This is a genomic window from Rhodoferax sp. GT1R46, assembly GCF_056521285.1.
The window spans coordinates 553939-576222 of sequence record NZ_JBWMBC010000001.1; the positions used below are offsets into that span (position 1 = coordinate 553939).

The following is a 22284-nucleotide window of genomic DNA, read 5'->3' on the forward strand; positions in this document are numbered from 1 at the left end:
AATTAGCGTCAACTATTAATCAACGGCTCCATGACTTCCATCGGTAAAAACCCTGCACTGGACACGAGCAGCGACAAAACGTCACCGCGACGGCGTCTGCCGCCAGCAGAGCGCGAGCGCTTGATCGTGGAAGGTGCTGTCCGTTTTTTCTCGCAGCACGGGCTCGATGGACAGTTGCGTGACCTGGCCCGGGAACTGGGCATTACGCACACCCTGCTGTACCACTACTTTCCGACCAAGCAGGCGTTGATTGAGCGGGTCTATACCGACCTGTTTGCTGCGCGCTGGAATACCGAGTGGGAGGGGCTGCTGGATGACAAAGCGCTGGATGTTGAATCCAAGTTGACGCGGTTTTATACCGAATATGCCAAGTTGATTCTGGAGCGCGACTGGGTTCGCGTGTTTGTTTTTTCCGGACTGAGCGACCGGTACATCACGGACCGCTATTTCGCTTTGCTGGGTGAAAAACTCTTTCCCCGCCTGGTACGCGAGAGTCGCCGATACCTGGGTCGACCCAATCGCGGCAAGCCGACCGCGCGCGAACTTGAATTGATCATGGGTCTGCACGGCGGCATTTTCTACATGGGCATGCGCCGATGGGTCTATGGACTGGCCCCGTTCGACCAGCAGACAGAGCCTTTTGATGAAGTCTTTATTCATGACCGGGTCCGCGGCTACCTGCGGTCCATAGAAGCGGTCATTGCGCAGAGCGCAGCCCCCAAAAGCATGACCCTGCCCGGTCTTTCCACAAAGGAGAACTTATCTTGGCCTATTCATTGAATCATTTCTCGATCCGGACAACCGATCTGGATGCGACCCGGGCGTTCTACGAGACCGTATTGGGCCTGTCGGTGGGCCCGCGTCCACCATTCCCTTTTCCAGGCCTGTGGATGTACAACGGTGATCCTTCCATCGTGGCGAACGCGATGGTGCATGTGATCGGGATCGACAAAAACGATCCGGAAGGCTTGAAGCAGTACCTGGGTGACCGGGATGTCGGTTCGCTGCAAGGAACCGGCGCGGTAGACCACATCGCCCTGATGACAACCGGGCTGGAAGCAATGCTGGCCCATCTCAGACAGCTGGGTGTTCCCTGCCGGGAGCGCACCGTACCGGCGATCGGCTTGCACCAGTTGTTTCTGGATGACCCCGCAGGGCTGGTCATCGAGTTGAACTACCCGGCCGAAGAGAAAAGCAGCCTGGATGCCCGGCTATCGGGATTGAGCGCCTGATATGGCGCGGATTGTCGTCATCGGTGGCTCGCTCGGCGGTCTCATGGCTGGCAATATGCTGTATCGGGCCGGCCACGATGTGACCGTACTGGAGAAAACGGTGCACTCGCTGGATGGCCGGGGCGCAGGCATTGTGAGCCATCGGCCGCTGGTTACTGCCTTGGCCCGCTGCGGCATCGCCGACGATGCCCGTCTGGGTGTCTCCATTGATCAGCGCGTGGTGCTGGACACCAATGGGGCGGTGGTCGAGAAAGCCATGATTGCGCAGGTGCTGACGTCCTGGAGTCGGCTGTACGCGCTGCTTCTGGCGGCATTTCCCGCCAATCGCTATGTGCAGGGTGCGTCGGTGAAGCAGGTGATGCAGAACAGCGATGGCGTTTCAGTGGCGTGCGAGGATGGCCGCACTTTTAGCGCTGAACTCGTAGTGGCTTCGGACGGCATCCGCTCGGTTGTACGGCGGGGGCTGGCGCCGGTGATTCCGGTCGCCTATGCAGGGTATGTCGCCTGGCGCGGCGTGTGTGAGGAGTCGGCGCTTTCTCGCCGGACGCGTGATTCCGTGTTTGAGACATTCGGGTTTGGATTGCCCCCCGGTGAGCAACTCATCGGCTATCCGGTAGCCGGAGCAGGCAATTCGGTACAGGCCGGGCAACGCCGTTACAACTTTGTCTGGTACCGCCCCGCACCCGACGACGGAACCCTGCAATCCCTCATGACGGACGACGACGGCCAGCACTACCCGCTGGGTCTGCCGCCCAACAAAGTTTCCTGGAAGCAGGTGGCGGCAGTCCGGTTGGCAGCCCGCGAACGCCTGGCCCCGCAGTTTGCCGAGATGCTGGAAAAAACGGCCCAGCCCTTTCTACAACCCATCTATGACTTGCGCAGCGCGCAAATGGCGTTCAACCGTATCGCCCTGATGGGTGACGCCGCTTTTGTGGCTCGGCCCCATGTGGGCATGGGTGTTACCAAAGCCGCCCAAGATGCCATGGCGCTGACCGATTGCATCGCAGCCCATGGTGCCAATGCCACAGCGTTGACGGCTTTTGAGGCGTTGCGTCTTCTGCCGGGTCAAGCCGCTGTTGATCGGGCGCGCAGGCTCGGAGCCTATATGCAGGCTTCGGCATCACCGGGCGCTGTTGCTGAAACGCTCGCGCGTGATGCACGCGCGGTGATGCTGGAAACAGCGATTGATTTGTCCATAGTGCCGCCTCGACACGAGTCGACGCATACCCTTTCCCTCACCCCCTGAAAAACCACCGGAGACAACCATGACTGCAAATAAAAACCCCAATAACCCGGGTCGCCGCGCATTGATAGTCGGTGCGGCAGCCATTGCCGCCACACCCGCATGGATGAGTCTTGCGCGGGCACAAACCAATCCGATCAAGATCGGATTTCCGGTGCCGCTGACGGGAGCCTTTTCCGCTGAGGCACAGGACCAGGTACGTGCGGCTGAAATAGCCGTCAAGGAGTTCAATGAGAGTGGCGGCTTTAATGGGCGCATGGCGGAGTTGCTGGTCCGTGATGACAAGCTCAACCCCGGAGAGGCGGCCACCCGCACGCTGGAGCTGATTGAAAAAGACAAGGTGGACTTTGTCGTGGGCTCTCTTTCTGCAGCAACCCAGTTGTCCATCAATGCGGTGTGCCGCGACCGCAAGGTACTGTTCAATTCCATCAGCCAGTCCGATGCCATCAATGATGCCAAGGACTGGAGCATGTACACCTTTCACGAGGCACTGAATCCACACCTCACGGCAGGCGCAGTGGCACGCTACGCTTTTCCCAAGTTCGGAAAAAAGGTGGTTTACCTGACGGCGGACTATGCGTATGGGCACGAAATGGTGCGCGGCTTTCAGCGGGCAGGGCAGTCTTTGGGGGCGCAAACGCTTGCCGATATTCGTCACCCCCTGGGCGCAGCCGACTACTCCGCATTCTTGCCGCGCATCCAGGCGCTGAAGCCCGATATTCTGGTGCTCTGCAATTTCGGTCGCGATCTGGTGAACTCTGCCAAACAGGCGACAGACTTCGGTCTGAAGGCCAACACCAAGATCATTGCGCCCGTGCTGCTGTACACCTCGCGCCAGGCAGGTGGTGCCGATGCATTCGACGGAATACTGGGCGGAACCTCGTACTACTGGGGCATGGAAGACAAGATCCCGGCGGCCAAGGCATTCAATGACAAATTCCGCAAGGCGTACGGTGGTTCGGTGCCGTCGGACTACGGCGCTCTGGGCTATGCGGGTGTGCGCAGCGTGCTGCAAGCGGTGCGTGATGCCAAGTCCACGGAGTCGATGAAGGTCAGCATTGCGCTGCGCCAGATGCGCTACAACTGGTACAAAGGCGACCAGTTCTACCGCAAGTGCGACCACCAGTCGGTGCAGTCGGTGGTGATCGTCGAGTCCAAGTCCAAGAACATGAAAGACAAATACGACGTCTTCAATGTGTTGGCCATCGAAGCACCCGATGAAAAAAATCTGCGGACCTGTGAAGAAATGGGCCACAAGGTTTCGATCTAACCGAAAGCGCTCGCATGTTTGACATCACACCCCAACTGTTTGCCTTGCAGTTGATGACGGGCATCGCGCTGGGAGCCATTTATGCGCTCCTGGCGATTGGTCTTTCCCTGATTTTCGGCATGCTGACCGTGGTGAATTTCGCCCACGGTGCCTTCTTTATGGTGGGCGCCTTTCTGGGTGTCTACAGCATGGGCCTGACGGGCAGCTTCTGGTTCAGTTTGTTGCTGGTGCCGCTGGCCACCGGTGCCATTGGCCTGCTGTGCGAGCGCTTTCTGGTGCGGCCGCTGTACGGCCGGGGTATTGACTACCCGTTGTTGTTGACCTTCGGGTTGTCGTATGTCTTGATTGATGTGATGCGGTTTACCTTCGGTATTGAAGGTCTGCCCAGCTCCACGCCGCCCGAGTTACGGGGGTCCGTGTTTTTGGGCTTTGGCTACTTTCCGCTGTACCGCCTGTTCCTGATCGCCGCAACCGCGGTGATTGTGCTGGGCTTGTGGCTGTTCATAGAGAAGACACGCTACGGGCTGATCATTCGGGCCGGCTCGCGCGATGCAGAAATCGTGAAAGTGCTTGGCATTGACATCTCCAAAGTCTGGTTGCTGGTGTTTGGTATCGGCACCGCCATTGCAGGTCTGTCGGGCTTGCTGGCGGCCCCGACACGCGCAGTCAACCCGGAGATGGGCATACCGCTGCTAGCGGAGTCCTTCGTCGTCACCGTCGTTGGCGGTATGGGGTCTCTGCCCGGGGCGGTCGTGGCGGGCTTGCTGGTGGGCGTCGTGTTTGCCATGACATCCCTGGTGGCACCCGAGTATGGCGAGCTGTCGATATTTGTTTTGATGGCGGTGGTGCTGCTGATTCGGCCGCAAGGCTTTTTTGGCAAAGCCGGACTCATGAGCTGACCGATCACTATGAAAAATTTTCTTGTTTCAGCCCTGGTTTTCGCGCGCGGGCATCGGGTGGCCACTGCGCTGCTCTTTTTGCTCATTTTCCCGTTCCTGATGCCCTATGACGCCTTGTCGGTCAACATCCTGATCTTTGGCCTTTACGCCGTCGGTTTCAACCTGTTGTTTGGCTACACCGGAATGCTGTCCTTCGGACATGCTGCCTTTCTGGGGGTGGGGTCTTACCTTGCGGGCATCTCGGTCGTGTCTGCGGGATGGCCCTGGTGGGCAGCCATTGGGGTGGGCGTGGCATCGTCGTGCCTTGCCGGACTGGTCATCGGATTTTTGGCCATTCGAACCAGGGGCATCTATTTTTCGATGGTGACCCTGGCCCTTGCGCAAATCGTCTACTACATTTTCTACAAATCGGAACGCTGGACGGGTGGCGAAAACGGCTTGCGGGGCGTCAAGGTGGATGCCATCGAGTTGCCGGGCATCCGTATCGACTTTCTGAATCCGCTGAACAAGTACTACGTCATCCTGGCGTTCGTGGCCCTGGCGCTGTGGTTTGTTTCCCGCGTCCTGAACTCGCCTTTTGGTGCCGTGATTGAAGCAATTCGCGAGAACGAAAAGCGTGCGGCCGCCTGCGGCTACAACGTCGCAAGGGCCAAGCTTCTGGTCTTTGTGCTGTCGGCGGGCATCTGTGGGCTGGCGGGTGCGCTGCGGGCGCTGCACCTGTCGGTTGTGCCCATTGATTCGCTGCACTATTTGCAGTCGGGTCAGGCCGTCATGATGTGTCTGCTTGGCGGAATGGGGACATTCTTTGGTCCCTTTGTCGGTGCAGCCGTGTTTCTGCTCCTGGAAGATGTGGTGACCAATCTCACGCGCTACTGGATGGGCGTGGTGGGCCTGGTTTTCATGTTCTTCGTGCTGTTCTTTCCCAAAGGAATATGGGGCACCTTGCTGTACCAGCTGGACCGCTGGCAGAACCGCCAGGGGAGAGCCCTATGAGCGCGGTACCTATTCTCGAAGTTCGCGCGGTGTCGCGCACGTTTGGAAACTTCCGTGCGCTTAACAACGTCAGTGTGGCCTTCCGCGCCGGCGAACTGACGGCCATCATTGGCCCCAATGGCGCGGGCAAAAGCACTTTTTTCAATGTCATCAGCGGCGGGGTGCCACCCAGTTCGGGCCAGGTATTGTTTGAAGGCCGTGATATCACGCAGATTGCTCCCCACGATTTCGCGCGCATCGGTATTGCCAAGAGCTTTCAGATCACCAACGTCTTCAAGCAACTCAGTGCGCATGAGAACGTTCGGGTCGCGCTGCAAATGCAGGTCTCCCGGTTCCAGCTGCTGCGCCCACGCAGTGCGTATGTCGCGCTGATGGAGCGTGCCGATGCACTGCTGGAGCGGGTGGGCCTGGCCGACATCCGCCGCAAGCTGGCGGGCGACCTTGCGCACGGCCAGCAACGCTCCCTTGAAGTTGCCATGGCGCTGGCGTGCGACCCCAAGCTGCTGTTGATGGATGAACCCACTGCGGGTATGTCACCCGAAGAAACCCGGGTCATGATGGGGCTGATCCAGCAACTTTCACAGGAGCGCACCGTGATTCTGGTGGAGCACAAGATGAAGCTGGTGATGGGCTTGTGCAATCGGCTGATCGTGCTGCACCATGGTGAGTTACTGGTCGATGGCAACCCCGACGAGATTCGGGCCAATGCCGAGGTCCGACGTGTCTACCTCGGCCAAAATTGAAAGGGCATCATGCTGAAAGTTGAACAACTCAATGCCTGGTATGACCAAAGCCACGTGATCCAGGGCTTGAGCTTTGAAGTGCGCCGCGGTGAAATTGTGACGCTGATGGGCCGCAACGGTGCCGGAAAAACCACGACCTTGCGCACGATTATGGGCCTGTTGAACAAGTGCAAGGGGCAGGTGCTTTTCGACGGTGAGGACCTGCTTGGTTTGCCGCCCCATGTGCGTTACCACCGGGGCTTGGCCTACGTGCCTGAAGAGCGCCGCATTGTGCCGGGATTGTCGGTTCTTGAGAATCTTCAGCTGGGATTGCTGGCCAGCAACCGCAGGGGCGAGATGGCCGAAATGATCGATGAAATAGCGGAGACCTTTCCCCGTCTCAAGGAACGCCTGCACCAGGAAGGAACTTCACTGTCGGGTGGCGAACAACAGATGCTGGCTATTGCGCGGGCCATGATGGCGCGCCCCCGCATGATCCTGCTCGACGAGCCCTCCGAGGGCATCATGCCGCTGCTGGTGCACGAGATGTTTGAATTGTTTTCCCGCATGAAGGAAAAGGGCACCACCATCTTGCTGGTGGAGCAAAACGTGGAACGCGCCCTGTCCATATCGGACCGGGCCTACATCCTGGACCAGGGTCGCATCGTTCACCAGGGCGACGCCCAGGAGTTGCTGGAGAATGCGGAAATTCAGGAGAAATACTGCGCAGTGTGATGGGTGAAAGGGCGGAGATAATCTCCTCCCATGGAACTTGTTACTTATCTCATCGACTTCATCCTGCACGTAGACAAATACCTGGAGGCGTTTGTCACCCAGTACGGCCTGTGGGTTTACGCACTGCTTTTTCTGATCATTTTTGTGGAAACCGGCGTGGTGGTCATGCCCTTTTTGCCGGGTGACTCCCTTTTGTTTGTGGTGGGCGCCATGTGCGGCGTCGGCCTGATGAGCTACCCACTCTCGGTGGGTCTGCTGTTTGCCGCAGCGGTGCTGGGCAATCAGTCCAACTACCACATTGGGCGCTATTTCGGCCCCAAGGTGTTCCAGTGGGAAGACTCGCGCTTTTTCAACCGGGCTGCCTTTGACGCTGCGCATGCTTTTTACGAGCGCTATGGCGGTATCACCATCGTGGCGGCGCGGTTCATGCCATTTTTGCGCACCTTCGCGCCCTTTGTTGCCGGGGTCGCCCGAATGACGCGTACCCGTTTCATATTTTTCGACGTATTGGGTGGGGCTCTGTGGGTCGGCGGCATCGTCACCATCGGCTATTTCTTTGGCAACTTTCCCTGGGTGAAGGCGCACCTGGACAAGATCATCTGGGCGATGATCCTGATTCCCGGTCTGGTGATTGTGTTTGGCGCCTGGAAGTCCCGGCGCAAGGGTGCCGTTTCGGCACGGGCATAGGTAATAGTCGACAATGGACTCCAAGCGACTCGGTGTTGCTATCGGAGACCCGCATGACAGACGAAAAGAGGACCAAAGCCAAGGCAACCGAGGCGGCCTCCCAAGCGCACGGTGCTGGGTTCCCGGTTGTTGGCATCGGCGCATCAGCCGGCGGTCTGACGGCATTTGAGGCCTTCTTTTCGGGAATGCCCACCGACACTGATCCTGGCATGGCTTTTGTATTGGTGCAGCATCTGGCCCCGGACCACAAGAGCATCCTTACCGCCTTGATTCAGCGCAGCACCCGCATGCAGGTATTGGAGGTAGAAGACGGCATGGCGGTTCAGCCCAACCACGTCTACATCATTCCGCCAAACCGTGACATGGCGTTCCTGCGTGGCTGTCTGCACTTGCTGGAACCCTCTGCGCCGCGCGGTCAGCGGTTGCCCGTCGATTTTTTGTTTCGTTCACTGGCACAAGACCAGTGCGAGCGGTCCATTGGCATTGTTCTGTCCGGCACGGGCAGTGACGGCACGCTGGGCGTGCGGGCCATCAAGGACGTGGGTGGCATGGTCATGGTGCAGACGCCTGAGTCCACCGAGTTCGATGGCATGCCCCGCAGTGCGCTGGGCACGGGTGTGGTGGACTACGAATTGTTGCCAGCCGAGATGGCCGTCCAGCTCATCGCTTACGCGACCCATGCCTACGGCAAACTCCCGCAGATCGCCCATCCTGACGCGCCCAAAACCGAGAACGCGCTCAAAAAGATATTTGTCCTGCTGCGTGCCCAGACCGGGCACGATTTTTCGCAATACAAACCCAGCACCATCAACCGGCGCATTGAACGCCGCCTGGCGGTTCACCAGATTCAAGGAATAGCGAGCTACGTCAAGTACCTGCAGCAAACGCCAACCGAGGTGGAAGCCCTGTTTCGCGACCTGCTGATCGGCGTCACCAATTTCTTTCGCGATCCGGACCTCTTCAAGGAACTGGAAGAGCAGATCATTCCCAAACTATTCGATAGCAAGGCGCCTGGAAGCCCGGTGCGGGTCTGGTCCACCGGGTGCTCGACCGGCGAGGAAGCTTATTCGATAGCCATCCTTTTGCAGGAGTTCATGGATGGGCTTCAGCAAAGCTGCGCAGCGCAGGTATTTGCCACCGACATCGATAGCCGGGCCATCGCGACGGCGCGTGCGGGTTTTTATCCGGCAGGCATCGCCGCTGACATTTCCCCGCAAAGGCTGGCGCGCTTCTTTACGCCTGAACCCGATGGCAGCGGCTACCGTGTGGTCAAGGGCATTCGGGATATGCTGGTTTTCTCGGAGCAGGATGTTCTCAAGGACCCTCCGTTCTCCCGGCTTGACCTGCTCACTTGCCGCAATCTGCTGATTTACATGGATGCAGACCTGCAAAAGCGGCTGATCCCCCTGTTTCACTATGCGCTCAATCCAGGGGGCATGCTTTTTCTGGGCAGCTCGGAAAGCATCGGTGATTTTCACGACCTGTTTACCGTGCTGGACCGCAAGGCCAAGCTGTACCGGCGCAAGCCGGATGTACATGGTCTGGCGCGCGCCACTGCCAGCCGCTTTATGACCCCAATGGAATTGACCCACACTGTGCCTACTGCAAACGACACCAAGGCGGTCTTTCCCGCCAAGCTCCCTCTGCGGGAGGTGACCGAGCAGGCGCTCTTGAAGCAGGTGGCGCCGCCCAGCGCGCTCGTTAACCGCCAGGGTGACATTCTTTACCTGTATGGCCGCACGGGCAATTATCTGGAGCCTGCATCGGGCGAAGCCGGCATCAACAACATCCTGAAAATGGCCCGTGACGGGTTGCGGCCCGGTCTGGATGGCGCGCTGCGCAAAGCCGCAAGTACCCAGGAAGCCGCGCATGCGCATGGTTTGCGAGTTAAAACCAACGACCACGTCACCGGTGTCGACGTGAGCGTTTGCCCGGTAAGCGTGGGTGTGGGAGCCACAGCGGAGTCGTCTCTGTATCTGGTACTGTTGCAAGAGGCAACGATCCCGGACGTTGCAGCGAAAGCAGCTGCCCCTCAGGACGCCAGCGTCGGTGATGTGGCGGTGGACCAGAAGGCTGAGTCGCAGGCCGAAGCCCGCATTGCCGCACTCCAGCACGAACTGCGGACCAAGGACGAGTACCTGCAGACCAGCCATGAAGAGCTGGAGACATCCAATGAAGAGCTGAAATCGTCCAACGAGGAAATGCAGTCCGTCAACGAAGAACTGCAGTCCACCAACGAGGAACTGGAGACTTCCAAGGAAGAATTGCAGTCCGTCAACGAGGAGCTGGCCACAGTCAATTCCGAGCTGCAAACCAAGGTGATGGACTTGTCGCGGGCCAACAACGACATGAACAACCTGCTGGCGGGCACCGGCGTAGGCACCGTTTTTGTCAACCACGATCTGCGCATCCTGCGCTTCACCCCGGCGGTGACCCAGATCATCAACCTGATTCAAACCGATGTGGGTCGGCCGGTGGGCCACATTGTCGCCAATCTGGTTGGCTACGACCGTCTGGAAGCGGACACCCAGGCTGTGCTGGACAGGCTGGTGCCCAAAGAGGTTGAGGTGCAGACGGTGGCGGGCAAGTCGTATTTGATGCGCATCCAGCCCTACCGAACGCTGGAAAACGTCATCGAGGGGGCTGTGCTGTCGTTTCTGGACATTACCGAGATGGTCAAGTCGCGTGAGACCTTGCACAAAGCCAATGAGCTGCTCCGCCTGGCTGTGGTGGTGCGCGATGCGCGCGATGCCATCACGGTGCAGGATCTGAGTGGCCGCACCATCGCCTGGAACCCTGGCGCTGTGCGCATGTATGGCTGGAGCGAGGCCGAGGCGCTGTTGATGAACGTACAGGATCGCATTCCAGCTGCCCTGCGTGCAAACGCCCTGGATCAATTGCAGCAGCTGGGACGAGGCGACACGCTGGTGCCCTATCCGACAGAGCGGCTGACCAAAGCCGGTGCAACGCTGCTGGTCCAGATCACCGCGACCGCCCTGGTTAACGAGACCGGGCAGGTGTATGCCATCGCCACGACAGAGCGCTTACATTCTGCTAGCCCCGGTGCTTAGTGCGTGAGTAGCTATAAAAGGTATAGCAAACCATGATTGAAAGACGCCTCGATCAACGCCGCCGGGCACAAACCCGGGTTGCGGACCATGCCGCCCGGTACCCTGGCAGTCTGGAAAGCCAGTTCCCGAAGGAAGCCCAGGACATGCTGCACGAGCTGCAGGTGCACCAGATTGAGCTGGAGTTGCAAAACGAAGAGCTGCGCCGAACGCAGCTGGAGGTGGATGCGCTTCGGGATCGCTATTTCGATCTGTATGACCTGGCGCCGGTGGGCTATTGCACGCTGGACGAGCAGGGACTGATTCTGGAGGCCAACCTTACCGCGGCCAAGCTGCTGGGCATTGCCCGTGCGAAGCTGATCGACCGGCCCATCTCTCGCCTCATCCATAAAGATGATCAGGACGTCTATTACCTGTTCCGCAAGCAGCTTCGGGATGCGGATGGTGCAGAAGGGTGCGAGTTGCGAATGAACAAAAGCGATGGCACCTGGTTTTGGGCCCATCTACAAGTGATTGCCGCGAACGCAGAAAACGGTGCGCCAGTGCTGCGCATGGTGCTGAACGATGTGACCGCGCGCAGACGGTTGGATGATGAGCTTCGCATTGCGGCCACCGCCTTCGAGTCACAGGAAGGCATCTTCATCACGGACAGCGCGGGCGTCATCCTGCGGACCAACCAGGCGTTCACCGCGATTACCGACTACACGGCTCAGGAGGCTGTCGGCAAAACGTCACGCATTCTGAGTTCAGGTCGTCACGATGCGGCTTTTTATGCGGACATGTGGCGCAGCCTGACGTCGATCGGCATGTGGCAAGGCGAACTCTGGAACCGGCGCAAGGGTGGCGAGTTGTTCCCCGAATGGCTCACCATTACGGCCGTGAAAGACAGCGCCGGGCTGACGACGCACTATGTGGCCAGTTTCACCGACATTACGGTGCGCAAGACGGCTGCCGAGCAAATCAGCCGGCTCGCCTTCCTGGACCCGCTGACCGGTCTTCCCAACCGGCGCCTCCTGATGGACCGGCTGGCCCAGGCACTGACGGCCGGTGCCCGGCACCGGCGCCAGGGCGCGCTGATGTTTATCGACCTGGACCACTTCAAGACGCTGAACGACACCCTGGGTCATTACCAGGGTGACCAGATGCTGGAGCAGGTGGCCAGTCGCCTGACCACCTGCATCGGCGACGCTGGCACTGTGGCCCGCCTGGGCGGAGATGAATTTGTGGTGATGCTGGAGGACCTGAGCGAAAACGCACAGGACGCCGCCAACCAGGCCGAAACCGTGGGGGAAAAAATCCAGGCCGCACTGAATCTGCCCTACCAGCTGGGCAACCACGAATACCACTGCACCCCCAGCATTGGCATCACCCTGTTTGCCAATCAACAAGTGAGCATTGATGAACTGCTGAAGCGGGCTGATCTGGCGATGTACCAGGCCAAGGCCGCGGGCCGCAACACCTTGCGCTTTTTCGACCCCCAGATGCAGGCGGTGGTCACGGCCCGAGCGGCACTGGAACTGGATTTGCGCGGTGCTCTCCGGGAGGGGCAGTTTCTGCTGCACTACCAGGTCCAGGTGTCCCACCAAGGGCATCTCACCGGGGTGGAGGCGCTGGTGCGCTGGCAGCATCCGCAACGCGGACTGGTGCCGCCCGTCGAGTTCATTGGGCTGGCGGAGGAAACCGGGTTGATTCTGCCGCTGGGTCAATGGGTGTTGGAGGCGGCCTGCGCCCAATTGGCCGAATGGGCGGCGCAGCCCGAAAGGGCGCATTTGACGATTGCAGTGAATGTCAGTGCCCATCAGTTCCACCAGGGCAATTTTGTAGACCAGGTGCTGTCCGCGCTGGCGCACAGCGGGGCCAGTCCGCTGCAGCTCAAACTGGAGCTGACCGAAGGCTTGCTGATCAACAACGTGGAGACGGTCATTGCCAAAATGAATGCCCTGAAGGTGCATGGCATTGGCTTCTCGCTGGATGACTTTGGCACCGGGTATTCGTCACTCTCGTACCTCAAACGGTTGCCGCTGGACCAACTGAAGATTGACCAGTCGTTTGTACGTGACCTGCTGACCGACCCCAACGACGCGGTGATCGCAGGCGCAGTCATCGCACTGGGTCACAGCCTCGGCCTGAAGGTGATTGCCGAGGGCGTTGAGACCGCCGAGCAGCAGCATTCCCTGGCAAGCATCGGGTGCGATGGCTACCAGGGCGACTACTTTGGCCGCGCGGCACCCGTCAGCGATATTGCCCACTTCAGCGACAAAAACCTGGCTTAGCCCCCGGCAGAACTGCGTTGACAGCTATTGAATTGATATTAATCAACAGTCCCGTGATATTCCCGTAACAGTTCGTAAGGGGGCAATTTTTGTGAAATCCTTTTGCGGTACCATGATTTGTGTGCGTTTTTCAGAGTGAGTCATGAATATGAGTCCGCAGAATTACCGCCCCACTTGCGCTCTGCCACGGATGCAGGGTGATCATGCGGCCATTGAGCCGATTCGGCGCCGACGCGCTGACGCGATAGCTTCAGCCCAAGACACTCGGCCTCTTGATAGTTTGGCAACCCTGTCTCCCGAAGAAATCCAGGCCATCCTGCACGACCTGCGCGTGCACCAGATTGAGCTGGAAATGCAGAACGAGGAGTTGCGCCGGGCTCAGCTGGAACTCGACGCTGCCCGGTCTCGCTATTTCGACCTGTATGACCTGGCTCCCGTGGGTTATTGCACCCTCAGTGCGCAGGGATTGATATTGGAGGCCAATCTCACCGCGGCCAACCTGCTGGGCGTAACCCGCCAGAGGCTGATCAACCAGCCCATCTCCCGCTTCGTCCTGATGGCCGACCAGGACACCTACCACCTGCATCGCAAAAAACTTCTGGAGCTGGGCGAAGCGCAATCGTGCGAAATCCGCATCGTCAAGCCCGATGGAACACCGCTGTGGACCCACGTGGTGGCGACGGACACGCAAGACGCCGAGGGCATGGTGGTGCACCGCGTGGTGCTAAGCGACATCTCGAACCGCAAGCGGATGGAAGATGATCTCCAAGCCAAGAATACCGAGCTGGAAGGTGCCAAGCGCGTAGCCGACAAGGCCAACCTGGCCAAATCGCAATTTCTGTCCAGCATGAGCCACGAACTGCGCACCCCGCTCAATGCGATTCTCGGTTTTGCCCAGTTGATTGAGGCAGGCACACCGCCGCCCACGCTCACGCAAAAGGCCAGAATCGACCAGATTCTCAAGGCTGGGTGGTATTTGCTGGAGCTGGTCAACGAAATTCTGGATCTCGCGGTGATCGAGTCGGGCAAGCTGTCCCTGTGCATGGAGCCGGTGCCCTTGCCTGATCTGCTGATTGACTGCCAGGCCATGATTGAGGCGCTGGCGCAAAAGAGCGGCATCGCCATCAGTTTCCCCACATTCGAGACCACGCCGTTTGTCCATGCCGACCGGATACACCTCAAGCAGGTGCTGATCAATCTGCTCTCCAACGCAGTCAAATACAACCGCGCCGGCGGAGCGGTTGAAGTGGCGTACAGCCTGCGGCCATCGAACCGGCTGCGCATCAGCGTGCGCGACAAGGGCGAAGGGCTGTCCGAGGACAAACTGGCGCAGTTGTTCCAGCCGTTCAACCGCCTGGGCCAGGAGGCCACCAAGGTAGAAGGCACCGGTATCGGCCTGGTGGTGAGCAAACGGTTGATCCAATTGATGGGGGGCGAAATTGGGGTGCAAAGCACCGTCGGCGAAGGCAGTGTGTTCTGGATCGAAATCAATACCGTGGCGGCACCCCAGGCAATCGTGGGTAGGGAAGAGGCAGAGACGGTGCGCCATCGGGTGACGCTGCCCAACGCAGTGCCGAAGACCTTGCTGTGTGTGGAGGACAACCCCGCCAACCTCCAGCTGGTCGAGGAGCTGGTGGCACGTCTGTCCAACGTGCGCTTGTTGACTGCCGCAGACGCGTTGCAAGGCATCGCGCTGGCGCAGGCCCACCAGCCCGATGTCATTCTGATGGACATCAATCTTCCGGGCATCAGTGGCCTGGAGGCGTTGAAGATTTTGCAGGGAGACGCCACGACCCGGCACATTCCCGTGATGGCCCTGAGCGCCAACGCAATGCCCGGCGATATTACTGAAGGCTTGCAAGCGGGTTTTTTCTGTTACGTCACCAAGCCGATCAGGATCACTGAGTTCCTGTTGGTGCTGGAGCACGCGCTGGAGTTGGCACAAGAGCCGGCTGTACCCAGTGATCACGAAGCAGCTTCCCTATGAGAAATTTCCCGATAGTGTGCGTGGGTGGCTCCGCTGGTGGGCTGGACGCGTACATACGCTTGTTGCAAAACCTGCCGTGTGACATGGGTGTGGCCATCGTCATCGTGAACCACATCACCCTCATGCCGACCCAACTGCATGAAGTGTTGCCGCGTTACACCACCATGCCGGTCGATCTCATTACGGAAAATCTGCTGATTGAGCCCAACCGTGTGTTCATCATCCCGGCTAACCGGGACCTGCACGTCGATGGTGAATCGTTTCAGTTGCTGCCGATCTCCAAGCCGCGCGGCTGGCCGGATGTGATCACGGTTTTCTTGCGCTCACTCACCGAACACTGGGACGGCAAGCTGATTGCGGTGATTGTCTCTGGCTACGATGGGGACGGCGCGGTCGCAATGTGCGGAATCCAGCAAGTGGGCGGCATTACCATCGCACAAAAACTGGATACCGCGAGCCAGCCCGACATGCCCGAGAGCGCCATTGCCAGTGGGTGCATCGATTTCATTCTGTCGCCAGAAGATATCGCCAAGGAAATTGTGCGCATTGCCCGCCAAAGCGAGGGGACTGCCCCCCATCCCGAAACTAACTGCTGATGCGGTTGCGCGCCAGTGGCGGGTTTTTGCTGAAATAACCTTCAATACCGCGCATCAGTGCGTCGGCCAGCTGGTGCTGGTAGGCCTCGCTGTTGAGTTTGGCTTCTTCCGTGGGGTTGCTGATGAAGGCAGCTTCCACCAGCACGCTGGGAATGTCGGGCGCCTTCAGCACGGCAAAGGCCGCCTGCTCCACCCGTGGTTTGTGCAGCTTGCCCACGCGGCCAATTTCCCCCAGCAGTGTTTTGCCCAGCTTGAGGCTGTCGTTGATTTGTGCGGTGGTGCTCATGTCCAGCATGGCGCGCAGCACCGAGGCGTCTTTGGCCTTGATGTTGAGCCCGCCAATCTGGTCGGCCTTGTTCTCCTTGGCGGCCATCCAGCGTGCGGCGCTGCTGGACGCGCCGCCCTGGCTCAGGGCAAACACGCTGGCGCCTTGCGGGTCGGGTGTGAAAAACGCGTCGGCGTGCAGGCTCACAAAAAGGTCCGCCTGCACCCGGCGGGCTTTTTGCACGCGCACCTGCAAGGGCACAAAAAAGTCGGCATCGCGAGTCAGGTAGGCGCGCATGGTGTTGCCATTGACCGTGGTGGCGTTGATGCGGTCGCGCAGCAGGTGGGCCAGGCGCAACACCACGTCCTTCTCGCGGGTACCGGCCGGGCCAATTGCACCGGGGTCTTCGCCGCCGTGGCCGGGGTCCAGCGCGACGATGATGAGTCTGTCAGTGCCATTCTGGCCGCTAGACCCCGTGGATGCTCCGCTACCTGCTACAGATTTAGGAGCGCTTGAGCCTGGTTTTTGTGCTTGCTGGGTGATAAGGTCACCCAGAGGGTCCGCCCCAGAGTGGGCGGGCGCGGAGGCGGGCAGGGCGGGTGTGCTGTCACCCAGGCGCTGGGCAATCAGGGCCTCCAGCGGGTCAATTTCCTGCAAGGGGTAGAGGTCAAAAACCAGCCGGTGCTGGTAGGCCGCTACGGGTGTCAGCTTGAACACCTGAGGGCGAATGGGCAGCTTCAGGTCGATGACCAGTCGCACCACATCGGGCGCGAACTGCCCCACGCGAATGCCGGCAATGTTGGGGTCATCAGCACGGACCTTGGCTACCAGTTCCTTGAGCGCCGGGTTTAGGGTAATGCCCTCGATGTCCACGGCCAGGCGCGGTGGGCTGGGCACAAACTGGGGCCTGGCTGTGAGCGCACCATCGGATTCAATGGTGACGCGTGAGTATTCCGGTGCAGGCCATACGCGCACCGTCAGGATGGTGGCACCGCGTGCCAGATGGGGCAGGCCCAATGCCAGCACGATGCTGCCGGTTTGCAGGAGGGTGCGGCGCTTCACGCAGGGGCTCCGTTCGGTTCTGCTGCGTGCAGCAAGGCCAGGCCCGTGGGGGTGTGGGCGGTCAGGGTCACCTGCCGCGCGGCGTCAAGGGTGGTGAGCAGGGTTATTTCCAGATCGGCTTGGGGCAGCATGGGGCCCGCATTTTCAGTCCATTCGGCGAGTTTGAGGCCGGCGCTGGCAAAGAGGTCCCGAAAGCCCGCGTCTTCCCACTCGCGTGGGTCGGCAAAGCGGTAAAAGTCGAAATGCCACACGTTCAAACCGGGCAGTTCGTAGGGCTCTACCACCGCATAGGTGGGGCTTTTGACGCGCCCGCGCTCACCCAGTGCGTGCAACAGATGGCGCACCAGCGTGGTCTTGCCGGCTCCCAGATCGCCATGCAGCGCAATGAAGGCATTCCGGATGGACGGCTGTGCGGCCAGACGCATGGCAAACGCCTGCGTGGCCTCCTCGTGGGGCCATAGCAGTGTTTTTACAATAGGGGTGTGACGATCAACAGCATTCAATTCGATAGCAACCAACTGGTTTCGCAAATGCAGGCGTGGGCCCGGGAACTGGGATTCTCCCAAATTGGCGTGACCGGTGTGGATTTGTCTTCCGCCGAGGCCGGTTTGGTGGCCTGGTTGTCGCGTGGTTTCCACGGTGACATGGCCTATATGGAAAACCATGGCCTCAAACGCGCGCGGCCCGCTGAGCTGGTGCCCGGCACCGTCTGTGTGATCACGGCGCGCATGGACTACCTGCCCCGGACCACGCCCGAGGGCTGGCAGACGGTAGAGCTGGAGCGCCTGCAGCGTCCGGGCGAGGGCATTGTGTCGATGTATGCCCGGGGGCGGGATTACCACAAGGTCTTGCGCAGCCGCCTGCAAAAGCTCAGCGACCGCATTGCCACCGCGATTGGCCCTTTTGGCTACCGTGTGTTCACCGACTCGGCGCCCGTACTGGAAGCCGAGTTGGCTGCGCGCAGCGGACAGGGCTGGCGTGGCAAGCACACGCTGCTGCTCAACCGCGAGGCGGGGTCGATGTTTTTTCTGGGCGAGATTTATGTGGATGTTGCGCTGCCCGCCAGCGAGCCGGTGCAGGAGCACTGCGGTACCTGCAACGCCTGCATTGCCGTCTGCCCCACGCAGGCCATCGTGGCCCCCCACCGGCTGGATGCGCGGCGCTGCATTTCGTATCTGACCATTGAGCATGCCGGGCCTATTGCACTGGAGTTGCGCCCGCTGTTGGGCAACCGTATTTATGGCTGCGATGACTGCCAGCTGGTGTGTCCCTGGAACAAGTTTGCGCAGCGCAGCCCGCTTGCGGACTTTGATCCCCGTGAGGGCTTGAGCGGCGAGCAACTGGTGCAATTGTTTGGCTGGACGGAAGCCGAGTTTTTACAACGCACCGAGGGCAGCCCGATTCGGCGCATTGGCCACGAACGCTGGCTGCGCAATATTGCGGTGGCGCTGGGCAATGAAAGGCGGGCACTTCGGGCACTGCGGGTCGGGCAGGGTGCGGTAGACGAGGCGATCAACGCGGTGAAGGCGGCCCTGCAGAGCCGGTCCGAGTACCCCAGCGCACTGGTGCGCGAGCACGTGGCGTGGGCATTGCAGCAATGACGCTGTCACGAAACCATCTCTGGCTGATAGTTCTTTAGGAGGTCACGTGCCATCGCAAGCCGGTCTGCGAATCTCACCATGAACGCGACGGCAGCACGCAAGGCGCTTTCCAGCTCCAGCGCCTTGAGCAGCGCAAACTGGGCATTGATTTCGTCCTGGGCGAATTCCAGTTCCTTGTATTTGGAGAATTCACAGATGCGCATGATCGCCTCAGCGGCTGGCGACACGGCACCCAGATACGTTCGCGTGCCAAGCTGGGCCATGACCCAGGAGTAGAGCCATGGAGCGAGACCCGGTTGTGTGGCGATGAATGCCCCCACCAGGGGAACCGCAGCCTGTGGCAGGGCTGCGACATCCTCCGCAAGCGCCGCGAGAACATGCCTGATTTCAACCGGCCCGAAGCCTTCGGCTAGTTCATGACTGAGTACGGTCAAGATCATCAGCTCCGGTGATGGTGTGGCCCGGCACAGCATCGACGCGGGTGGACTGGAAGCTGCCAATCCTTCGCTTGACCCAACCTTTGTCGACCAAGGCTCTGCCGCCGCCAAACTTGTCGGCGACTTCCTCTGTTTTGCCACTGGGCTCGTCGAATCGGTTGTTGAGCGGGTCGAGGATCATGGTGGTTTCCCTGCATGCGGGTGGTGGGGGTCGGGATACCAGACGCATGCACGGCGGCTCCCGGTTCACACGGTCAATTCACCATGTAGACAGGTCAAGGTTAGTAAAAGACCGCGCGCGATTCCGTGCGGTGACGCACATAGCGCAGAAGCGCACCTAGCCCTGTCGCAAAACGCCCAGCGCAAACGGCAGGCTGACCATGCCCAGCAAGGTGGACAATGTGACCAACCCTGCGACATAGGCGCCGTCGTAGCCCATGCGACTGGCCAGCACGTAGCAACTGGACGCGGTGGGCAGAGCCGAGAAAGCGAGCAAAACGGTGGTCTCTACCGCGTTCAACCCGAAGACCTGCGATACCCCCAGCGCCACCAGTGGCAGCAGCAGGTGGCGGATGGTCAACACCGAGACCGCCAGCGTCTTGGCCCTCGCCAACGCGCTCAACTGCATTCCCGCACCGGCGGCCATGAGGCCCAATGCCAGTGATGCCGCTCCAATGCGGGTCACCGTGGGCTCCAGCCAGTACGGCATGGTGAACCCCAGCAGGTTGGCAACCAGTCCCGACGCCGTCCCGATGATCAGCGGGTTGCGCACCAGTTCGCGCACAAAACCCCGTTGCGCATGGCGGGCCATGGGCCATACCGCACCCACATTCATGAGGGGCACGCACACGCCAATCAGTACGGCAATGAGTTGCAGGCCTTGGGGGCCCGCCAGGCGCTCGGCAATCGCCAGACCGATGAACGAGTTGAAGCGAAATGCCACCTGCGCGCTGCTGGCATGGTCGCGAAGGTTGATCCACCGCTTGAGCAGGGGAATGTGGGGCAAGGCGTAGGCCATGGCGATACCCGCCAGCCCCATGGCCCAGCCGGAGGCCATCAACCGGGACGCTGCGCCCAAGTCCAGTGGGCTTTTCACGATGGAATGAAACAGCAGTACCGGAAACAGGAAGAAGTACACCAGTGCTTCAACCTGTTCCCAGACAGCCCTGTTCAGCGCGGTGTACCGGCAGACCAGATAGCCGCACAAGATAAGGGAGAAATCGGGGAAGAGCAGTTGGGCGTAATTCACGCGAAGAGGATACCAGCCGGTAAGATTGCAGCGGAAGACAAGTTCAATCGAATTACAGGAGAACACCACCATGCGCCTTCGTACCCTCTTTGCACTGAGCCTTCTGGCGGCTTCCAGCGTTGCGCTGGCGCAGGGCTACCCCAACCGGATCATCAAGTTGCAGGTGCCCTTCGCACCGGGTGGTACCACCGACATCATTGCCCGCACCATTGCCGACCCCCTTGGGAAAGTGCTGGGTCAAAGCGTGATCGTGGAAAACAAGGCGGGTGGCGGTGGTGTGGTGGGCGCGAACGAGACCGCCAAGGCCACGCCCGACGGATATTCCCTGGGCATGGCAACCGTGTCCACGGTCGCGGCCAACCCGGCCATCAACCCCAAAAACCCCTACAACCCGCTGACTGATTTCACGCCCATCATCAACGTAGCAGCCACACCCAATGTCATTGCGGTGCACCCCAGTTTCCCGGCCCGCGACTACAAGAGTTTCATGGCCGAGCTGAAGAAAAATCCCGGCAAGTATTCGTATGCCACATCGGGCACAGGCGGCATTGGGCATCTGCAGACGGAGCTGTTCAAGAGCCTGACCGGTGTCTTCATCACCCACATACCTTACCGCGGTGCGGGTCCTGCGTTGAATGACACCGTGGCTGGCCAAGTGCCCATGATTTTTGACAATATGCCCTCAGCCATGCCGTTCATTCAGGCTGGCAAGTTGATTCCCATTGTGGTGGCTGCGCCGCAGCGGTCGGCCCAGATGCCCAATGTGCCGACTTTCAAGGAAGTAGGTCTGGAGGCGGTCAATCGCATGGCCTTCTACGGCATATACGGCCCCAAGGGAATGTCCAAGGACGTGGTGGAAAAAATCAACGCAGCGGTGCGCAAGGTGCTGGAAGACCCGGCGGTGAAAAAACGCATTGAAGAGACCGGTTCACTGGTGGTAGCCAACACACCCGAGCAGTTTTCTGCCCAGATCAAGGCCGAGTACGAGGTGTACAAACAGGTGGTGGATTCTGCCAAACTGCGCCTGGAATGACGGACCCGATAGAGATGACGGCCGCCAGCCAGTCTGGCATCGACACCTTCATCGATGCGCTTTGGCTGGAAGAGGGGTTGTCGAAAAATACCCTGGCGGCGTACCGGCGCGATCTGACCCTCTTCGCCCACTGGCTGGCAAGACGCTCGCGCAGCCTGAACGAGACCACCGAGCTGGACTTGCAACATTATTTCGCCGAACGGCATGCGCTCACCAAAGCGACTACGGCCAACCGGCGTTTGACGGTTTTAAAACGCTATTTCCGCTGGGCGCTGCGTGAGCACCTGACGCAGGCCGACCCCACCTTGAAGCTGCAGTCGGCAAGGCAGGCCCTGAGGGTACCGAAAACCCTGAGCGAGGCCCAGGTGGAGGCCTTGCTGGCCGCGCCAGACACTGCACAGGCGCTGGGCGTGCGCGATCGCACCATGCTGGAGCTGATGTACGCCAGCGGGCTGCGGGTGAGCGAGCTGGTCACGCTGAAAACGTTCAATCTGAGCCTTAACGACAACGTCTTGCGCGTACTGGGCAAAGGCAGCAAGGAGCGCCTGGTGCCGTTTGGTGAAGTGGCGAGCAGTTGGCTGCGCCAGTACTTGGGTGCCGCCCGCACGGAATTGCTGGCAGGCAAGCAGACCGACGATCTGTTTATCACCGTCCGGGGGGCTACAGCGGGCAGTGCCATGTCGCGGGTGATGTTCTGGATGGTGGTGAAAAAATATGCCCTGGCGGCAGGCATTCGGGTGCCCATGTCACCCCACACGCTGCGCCACGCGTTCGCCACACATTTGCTCAACCATGGTGCAGACTTGCGCGCGGTGCAGCTCTTGCTGGGCCATGCCGACATTTCAACCACCACTATTTACACCCACGTTGCACGGGAGCGGCTGGCGGCCTTGCACGCGCAACACCATCCGCGCGGCTAAAAGCGGCCCGCT

General features: G+C 60.0%; 21 protein-coding genes. 16 read left to right on the forward strand and 5 right to left on the reverse strand.

Annotation, left to right across the window (positions count from 1 at the left end):
• The first annotated feature begins 30 nt into the window (after nucleotides 1-30).
• The 13 genes from AC097W_RS02655 to AC097W_RS02715 all read left to right on the forward strand — a co-directional run bounded on the left by AC097W_RS02655 (nucleotide 31) and on the right by AC097W_RS02715 (nucleotide 15705).
• Nucleotides 31-780, forward strand: coding sequence for a TetR/AcrR family transcriptional regulator (locus AC097W_RS02655; protein WP_479600765.1), 750 nt, complete (start codon nucleotides 31-33; stop codon nucleotides 778-780).
• Complete coding sequence (locus AC097W_RS02660; protein WP_479600766.1) at nucleotides 765-1232, forward strand: VOC family protein; 468 nt, start codon at nucleotides 765-767, stop codon at nucleotides 1230-1232. Before AC097W_RS02655 ends, AC097W_RS02660 begins: the two co-directional genes overlap by 16 nt.
• Before the next feature lies 1 nt (nucleotide 1233).
• On the forward strand, nucleotides 1234-2478 hold the full coding sequence (locus AC097W_RS02665; RefSeq protein WP_479600767.1) for an FAD binding domain-containing protein: 1245 nt from the start codon (nucleotides 1234-1236) through the stop codon (nucleotides 2476-2478).
• A 19-nt stretch (nucleotides 2479-2497) separates the two neighbouring features.
• Entirely contained in the window at nucleotides 2498-3745 is a 1248-nt protein-coding gene (locus AC097W_RS02670; RefSeq protein ID WP_479600768.1) for an ABC transporter substrate-binding protein, read from the forward strand.
• A 14-nt stretch (nucleotides 3746-3759) separates the two neighbouring features.
• Nucleotides 3760-4644, forward strand: a complete 885-nt coding sequence (locus tag AC097W_RS02675) for a branched-chain amino acid ABC transporter permease (RefSeq protein ID WP_479600769.1) — start codon at nucleotides 3760-3762, stop codon at nucleotides 4642-4644.
• A 9-nt stretch (nucleotides 4645-4653) separates the two neighbouring features.
• Entirely contained in the window at nucleotides 4654-5637 is a 984-nt protein-coding gene (locus tag AC097W_RS02680) for a branched-chain amino acid ABC transporter permease (protein ID WP_479600770.1), read from the forward strand.
• On the forward strand, nucleotides 5634-6380 hold the full coding sequence (locus tag AC097W_RS02685; RefSeq protein ID WP_479600771.1) for an ABC transporter ATP-binding protein: 747 nt from the start codon (nucleotides 5634-5636) through the stop codon (nucleotides 6378-6380). Before AC097W_RS02680 ends, AC097W_RS02685 begins: the two co-directional genes overlap by 4 nt.
• A 9-nt stretch (nucleotides 6381-6389) precedes the next feature.
• Nucleotides 6390-7094: an ABC transporter ATP-binding protein gene (locus AC097W_RS02690; RefSeq protein WP_479600772.1), complete on the forward strand. Its 705-nt coding sequence runs from the start codon at nucleotides 6390-6392 to the stop codon at nucleotides 7092-7094.
• A gap of 30 nt (nucleotides 7095-7124) precedes the next feature.
• Nucleotides 7125-7781: a VTT domain-containing protein gene (locus tag AC097W_RS02695; RefSeq protein ID WP_479600773.1), complete on the forward strand. Its 657-nt coding sequence runs from the start codon at nucleotides 7125-7127 to the stop codon at nucleotides 7779-7781.
• A 53-nt stretch (nucleotides 7782-7834) separates the two neighbouring features.
• Nucleotides 7835-10852, forward strand: coding sequence for a chemotaxis protein CheB (locus AC097W_RS02700; protein ID WP_479600774.1), 3018 nt, complete (start codon nucleotides 7835-7837; stop codon nucleotides 10850-10852).
• A 32-nt stretch (nucleotides 10853-10884) separates the two neighbouring features.
• Nucleotides 10885-13122: a putative bifunctional diguanylate cyclase/phosphodiesterase gene (locus tag AC097W_RS02705; RefSeq protein ID WP_479600775.1), complete on the forward strand. Its 2238-nt coding sequence runs from the start codon at nucleotides 10885-10887 to the stop codon at nucleotides 13120-13122.
• 148 nt (nucleotides 13123-13270) lie between these two features.
• On the forward strand, nucleotides 13271-15109 hold the full coding sequence (locus AC097W_RS02710) for a hybrid sensor histidine kinase/response regulator (protein ID WP_479600776.1): 1839 nt from the start codon (nucleotides 13271-13273) through the stop codon (nucleotides 15107-15109).
• Nucleotides 15106-15705: a chemotaxis protein CheB gene (locus AC097W_RS02715; protein WP_479600777.1), complete on the forward strand. Its 600-nt coding sequence runs from the start codon at nucleotides 15106-15108 to the stop codon at nucleotides 15703-15705. The genes AC097W_RS02710 and AC097W_RS02715 overlap by 4 nt, the downstream gene beginning before the upstream one ends.
• Here the strand turns inward: AC097W_RS02715 and AC097W_RS02720 are convergent.
• Together AC097W_RS02720 and tsaE are read right to left on the reverse strand one after the other, a co-directional pair.
• Nucleotides 15695-17032 carry an N-acetylmuramoyl-L-alanine amidase gene (locus AC097W_RS02720; protein ID WP_479600778.1) on the reverse strand — a complete coding sequence of 446 codons (1338 nt, stop codon included), beginning with the start codon at nucleotides 17030-17032 and terminating at the stop codon, nucleotides 15695-15697. The genes AC097W_RS02715 and AC097W_RS02720 overlap by 11 nt on opposite strands.
• The gene (gene tsaE, locus AC097W_RS02725; RefSeq protein ID WP_479600779.1) at nucleotides 17029-17535 is read right to left on the reverse strand and encodes a tRNA (adenosine(37)-N6)-threonylcarbamoyltransferase complex ATPase subunit type 1 TsaE; all 507 of its coding nucleotides are present in this window, start codon (nucleotides 17533-17535) and stop codon (nucleotides 17029-17031) included. The genes AC097W_RS02720 and tsaE overlap by 4 nt, the downstream gene beginning before the upstream one ends.
• Nucleotides 17536-17562: 27 nt before the next feature.
• Between tsaE and queG the strand changes: the two genes are divergently transcribed.
• Nucleotides 17563-18633, forward strand: coding sequence for a tRNA epoxyqueuosine(34) reductase QueG (queG, locus tag AC097W_RS02730; protein WP_479601284.1), 1071 nt, complete (start codon nucleotides 17563-17565; stop codon nucleotides 18631-18633).
• 5 nt (nucleotides 18634-18638) lie between these two features.
• Here the strand turns inward: queG and AC097W_RS02735 are convergent, their stop codons facing one another.
• From AC097W_RS02735 to AC097W_RS02745, 3 genes are all read right to left on the reverse strand, one after another.
• On the reverse strand, nucleotides 18639-19067 hold the full coding sequence (locus AC097W_RS02735; protein WP_479600780.1) for a hypothetical protein: 429 nt from the start codon (nucleotides 19065-19067) through the stop codon (nucleotides 18639-18641).
• A complete protein-coding gene (locus AC097W_RS02740; RefSeq protein WP_479600781.1) occupies nucleotides 19048-19251 on the reverse strand; it encodes a hypothetical protein in 204 nt (67 codons plus the stop codon). The genes AC097W_RS02735 and AC097W_RS02740 overlap by 20 nt, the downstream gene beginning before the upstream one ends.
• Before the next feature lie 156 nt (nucleotides 19252-19407).
• A complete protein-coding gene (locus tag AC097W_RS02745; protein ID WP_479600782.1) occupies nucleotides 19408-20319 on the reverse strand; it encodes an AEC family transporter in 912 nt (303 codons plus the stop codon).
• A gap of 70 nt (nucleotides 20320-20389) precedes the next feature.
• On the opposite strand from AC097W_RS02745, the gene AC097W_RS02750 reads away from it, so the two are divergent.
• Nucleotides 20390-21352, forward strand: a complete 963-nt coding sequence (locus AC097W_RS02750) for a tripartite tricarboxylate transporter substrate binding protein BugE (RefSeq protein WP_479600783.1) — start codon at nucleotides 20390-20392, stop codon at nucleotides 21350-21352.
• 14 nt (nucleotides 21353-21366) lie between these two features.
• Nucleotides 21367-22272 (forward strand): site-specific tyrosine recombinase XerD, encoded by a 906-nt coding sequence (gene xerD, locus AC097W_RS02755; RefSeq protein WP_479601285.1) that lies wholly within the window; start codon nucleotides 21367-21369, stop codon nucleotides 22270-22272.
• Nucleotides 22273-22284 lie beyond the last annotated feature (12 nt).

Bases quoted from the DNA above. Each gene is read 5' to 3' on its own strand.
- AC097W_RS02695 (WP_479600773.1), top strand. From the start codon at position 7,125: ATGGAACTTGTTACTTATCTCATCGACTTCATCCTGCACGTAGACAAA.
- queG (WP_479601284.1), top strand. From the start codon at position 17,563: ATGCAGGCGTGGGCCCGGGAACTGGGATTCTCCCAAATTGGCGTGACC.
- AC097W_RS02690 (WP_479600772.1), top strand. From the start codon at position 6,390: ATGCTGAAAGTTGAACAACTCAATGCCTGGTATGACCAAAGCCACGTG.
- AC097W_RS02740 (WP_479600781.1), bottom strand. From the start codon at position 19,251: ATGATCCTCGACCCGCTCAACAACCGATTCGACGAGCCCAGTGGCAAA.
- AC097W_RS02750 (WP_479600783.1), top strand. From the start codon at position 20,390: ATGCGCCTTCGTACCCTCTTTGCACTGAGCCTTCTGGCGGCTTCCAGC.
- AC097W_RS02705 (WP_479600775.1), top strand. From the start codon at position 10,885: ATGATTGAAAGACGCCTCGATCAACGCCGCCGGGCACAAACCCGGGTT.
- AC097W_RS02655 (WP_479600765.1), top strand. From the start codon at position 31: ATGACTTCCATCGGTAAAAACCCTGCACTGGACACGAGCAGCGACAAA.
- AC097W_RS02685 (WP_479600771.1), top strand. From the start codon at position 5,634: ATGAGCGCGGTACCTATTCTCGAAGTTCGCGCGGTGTCGCGCACGTTT.
- xerD (WP_479601285.1), top strand. From the start codon at position 21,367: ATGACGGCCGCCAGCCAGTCTGGCATCGACACCTTCATCGATGCGCTT.
- AC097W_RS02665 (WP_479600767.1), top strand. From the start codon at position 1,234: ATGGCGCGGATTGTCGTCATCGGTGGCTCGCTCGGCGGTCTCATGGCT.
- AC097W_RS02675 (WP_479600769.1), top strand. From the start codon at position 3,760: ATGTTTGACATCACACCCCAACTGTTTGCCTTGCAGTTGATGACGGGC.
- AC097W_RS02670 (WP_479600768.1), top strand. From the start codon at position 2,498: ATGACTGCAAATAAAAACCCCAATAACCCGGGTCGCCGCGCATTGATA.
- AC097W_RS02700 (WP_479600774.1), top strand. From the start codon at position 7,835: ATGACAGACGAAAAGAGGACCAAAGCCAAGGCAACCGAGGCGGCCTCC.
- AC097W_RS02710 (WP_479600776.1), top strand. From the start codon at position 13,271: ATGAGTCCGCAGAATTACCGCCCCACTTGCGCTCTGCCACGGATGCAG.
- AC097W_RS02680 (WP_479600770.1), top strand. From the start codon at position 4,654: ATGAAAAATTTTCTTGTTTCAGCCCTGGTTTTCGCGCGCGGGCATCGG.
- AC097W_RS02715 (WP_479600777.1), top strand. From the start codon at position 15,106: ATGAGAAATTTCCCGATAGTGTGCGTGGGTGGCTCCGCTGGTGGGCTG.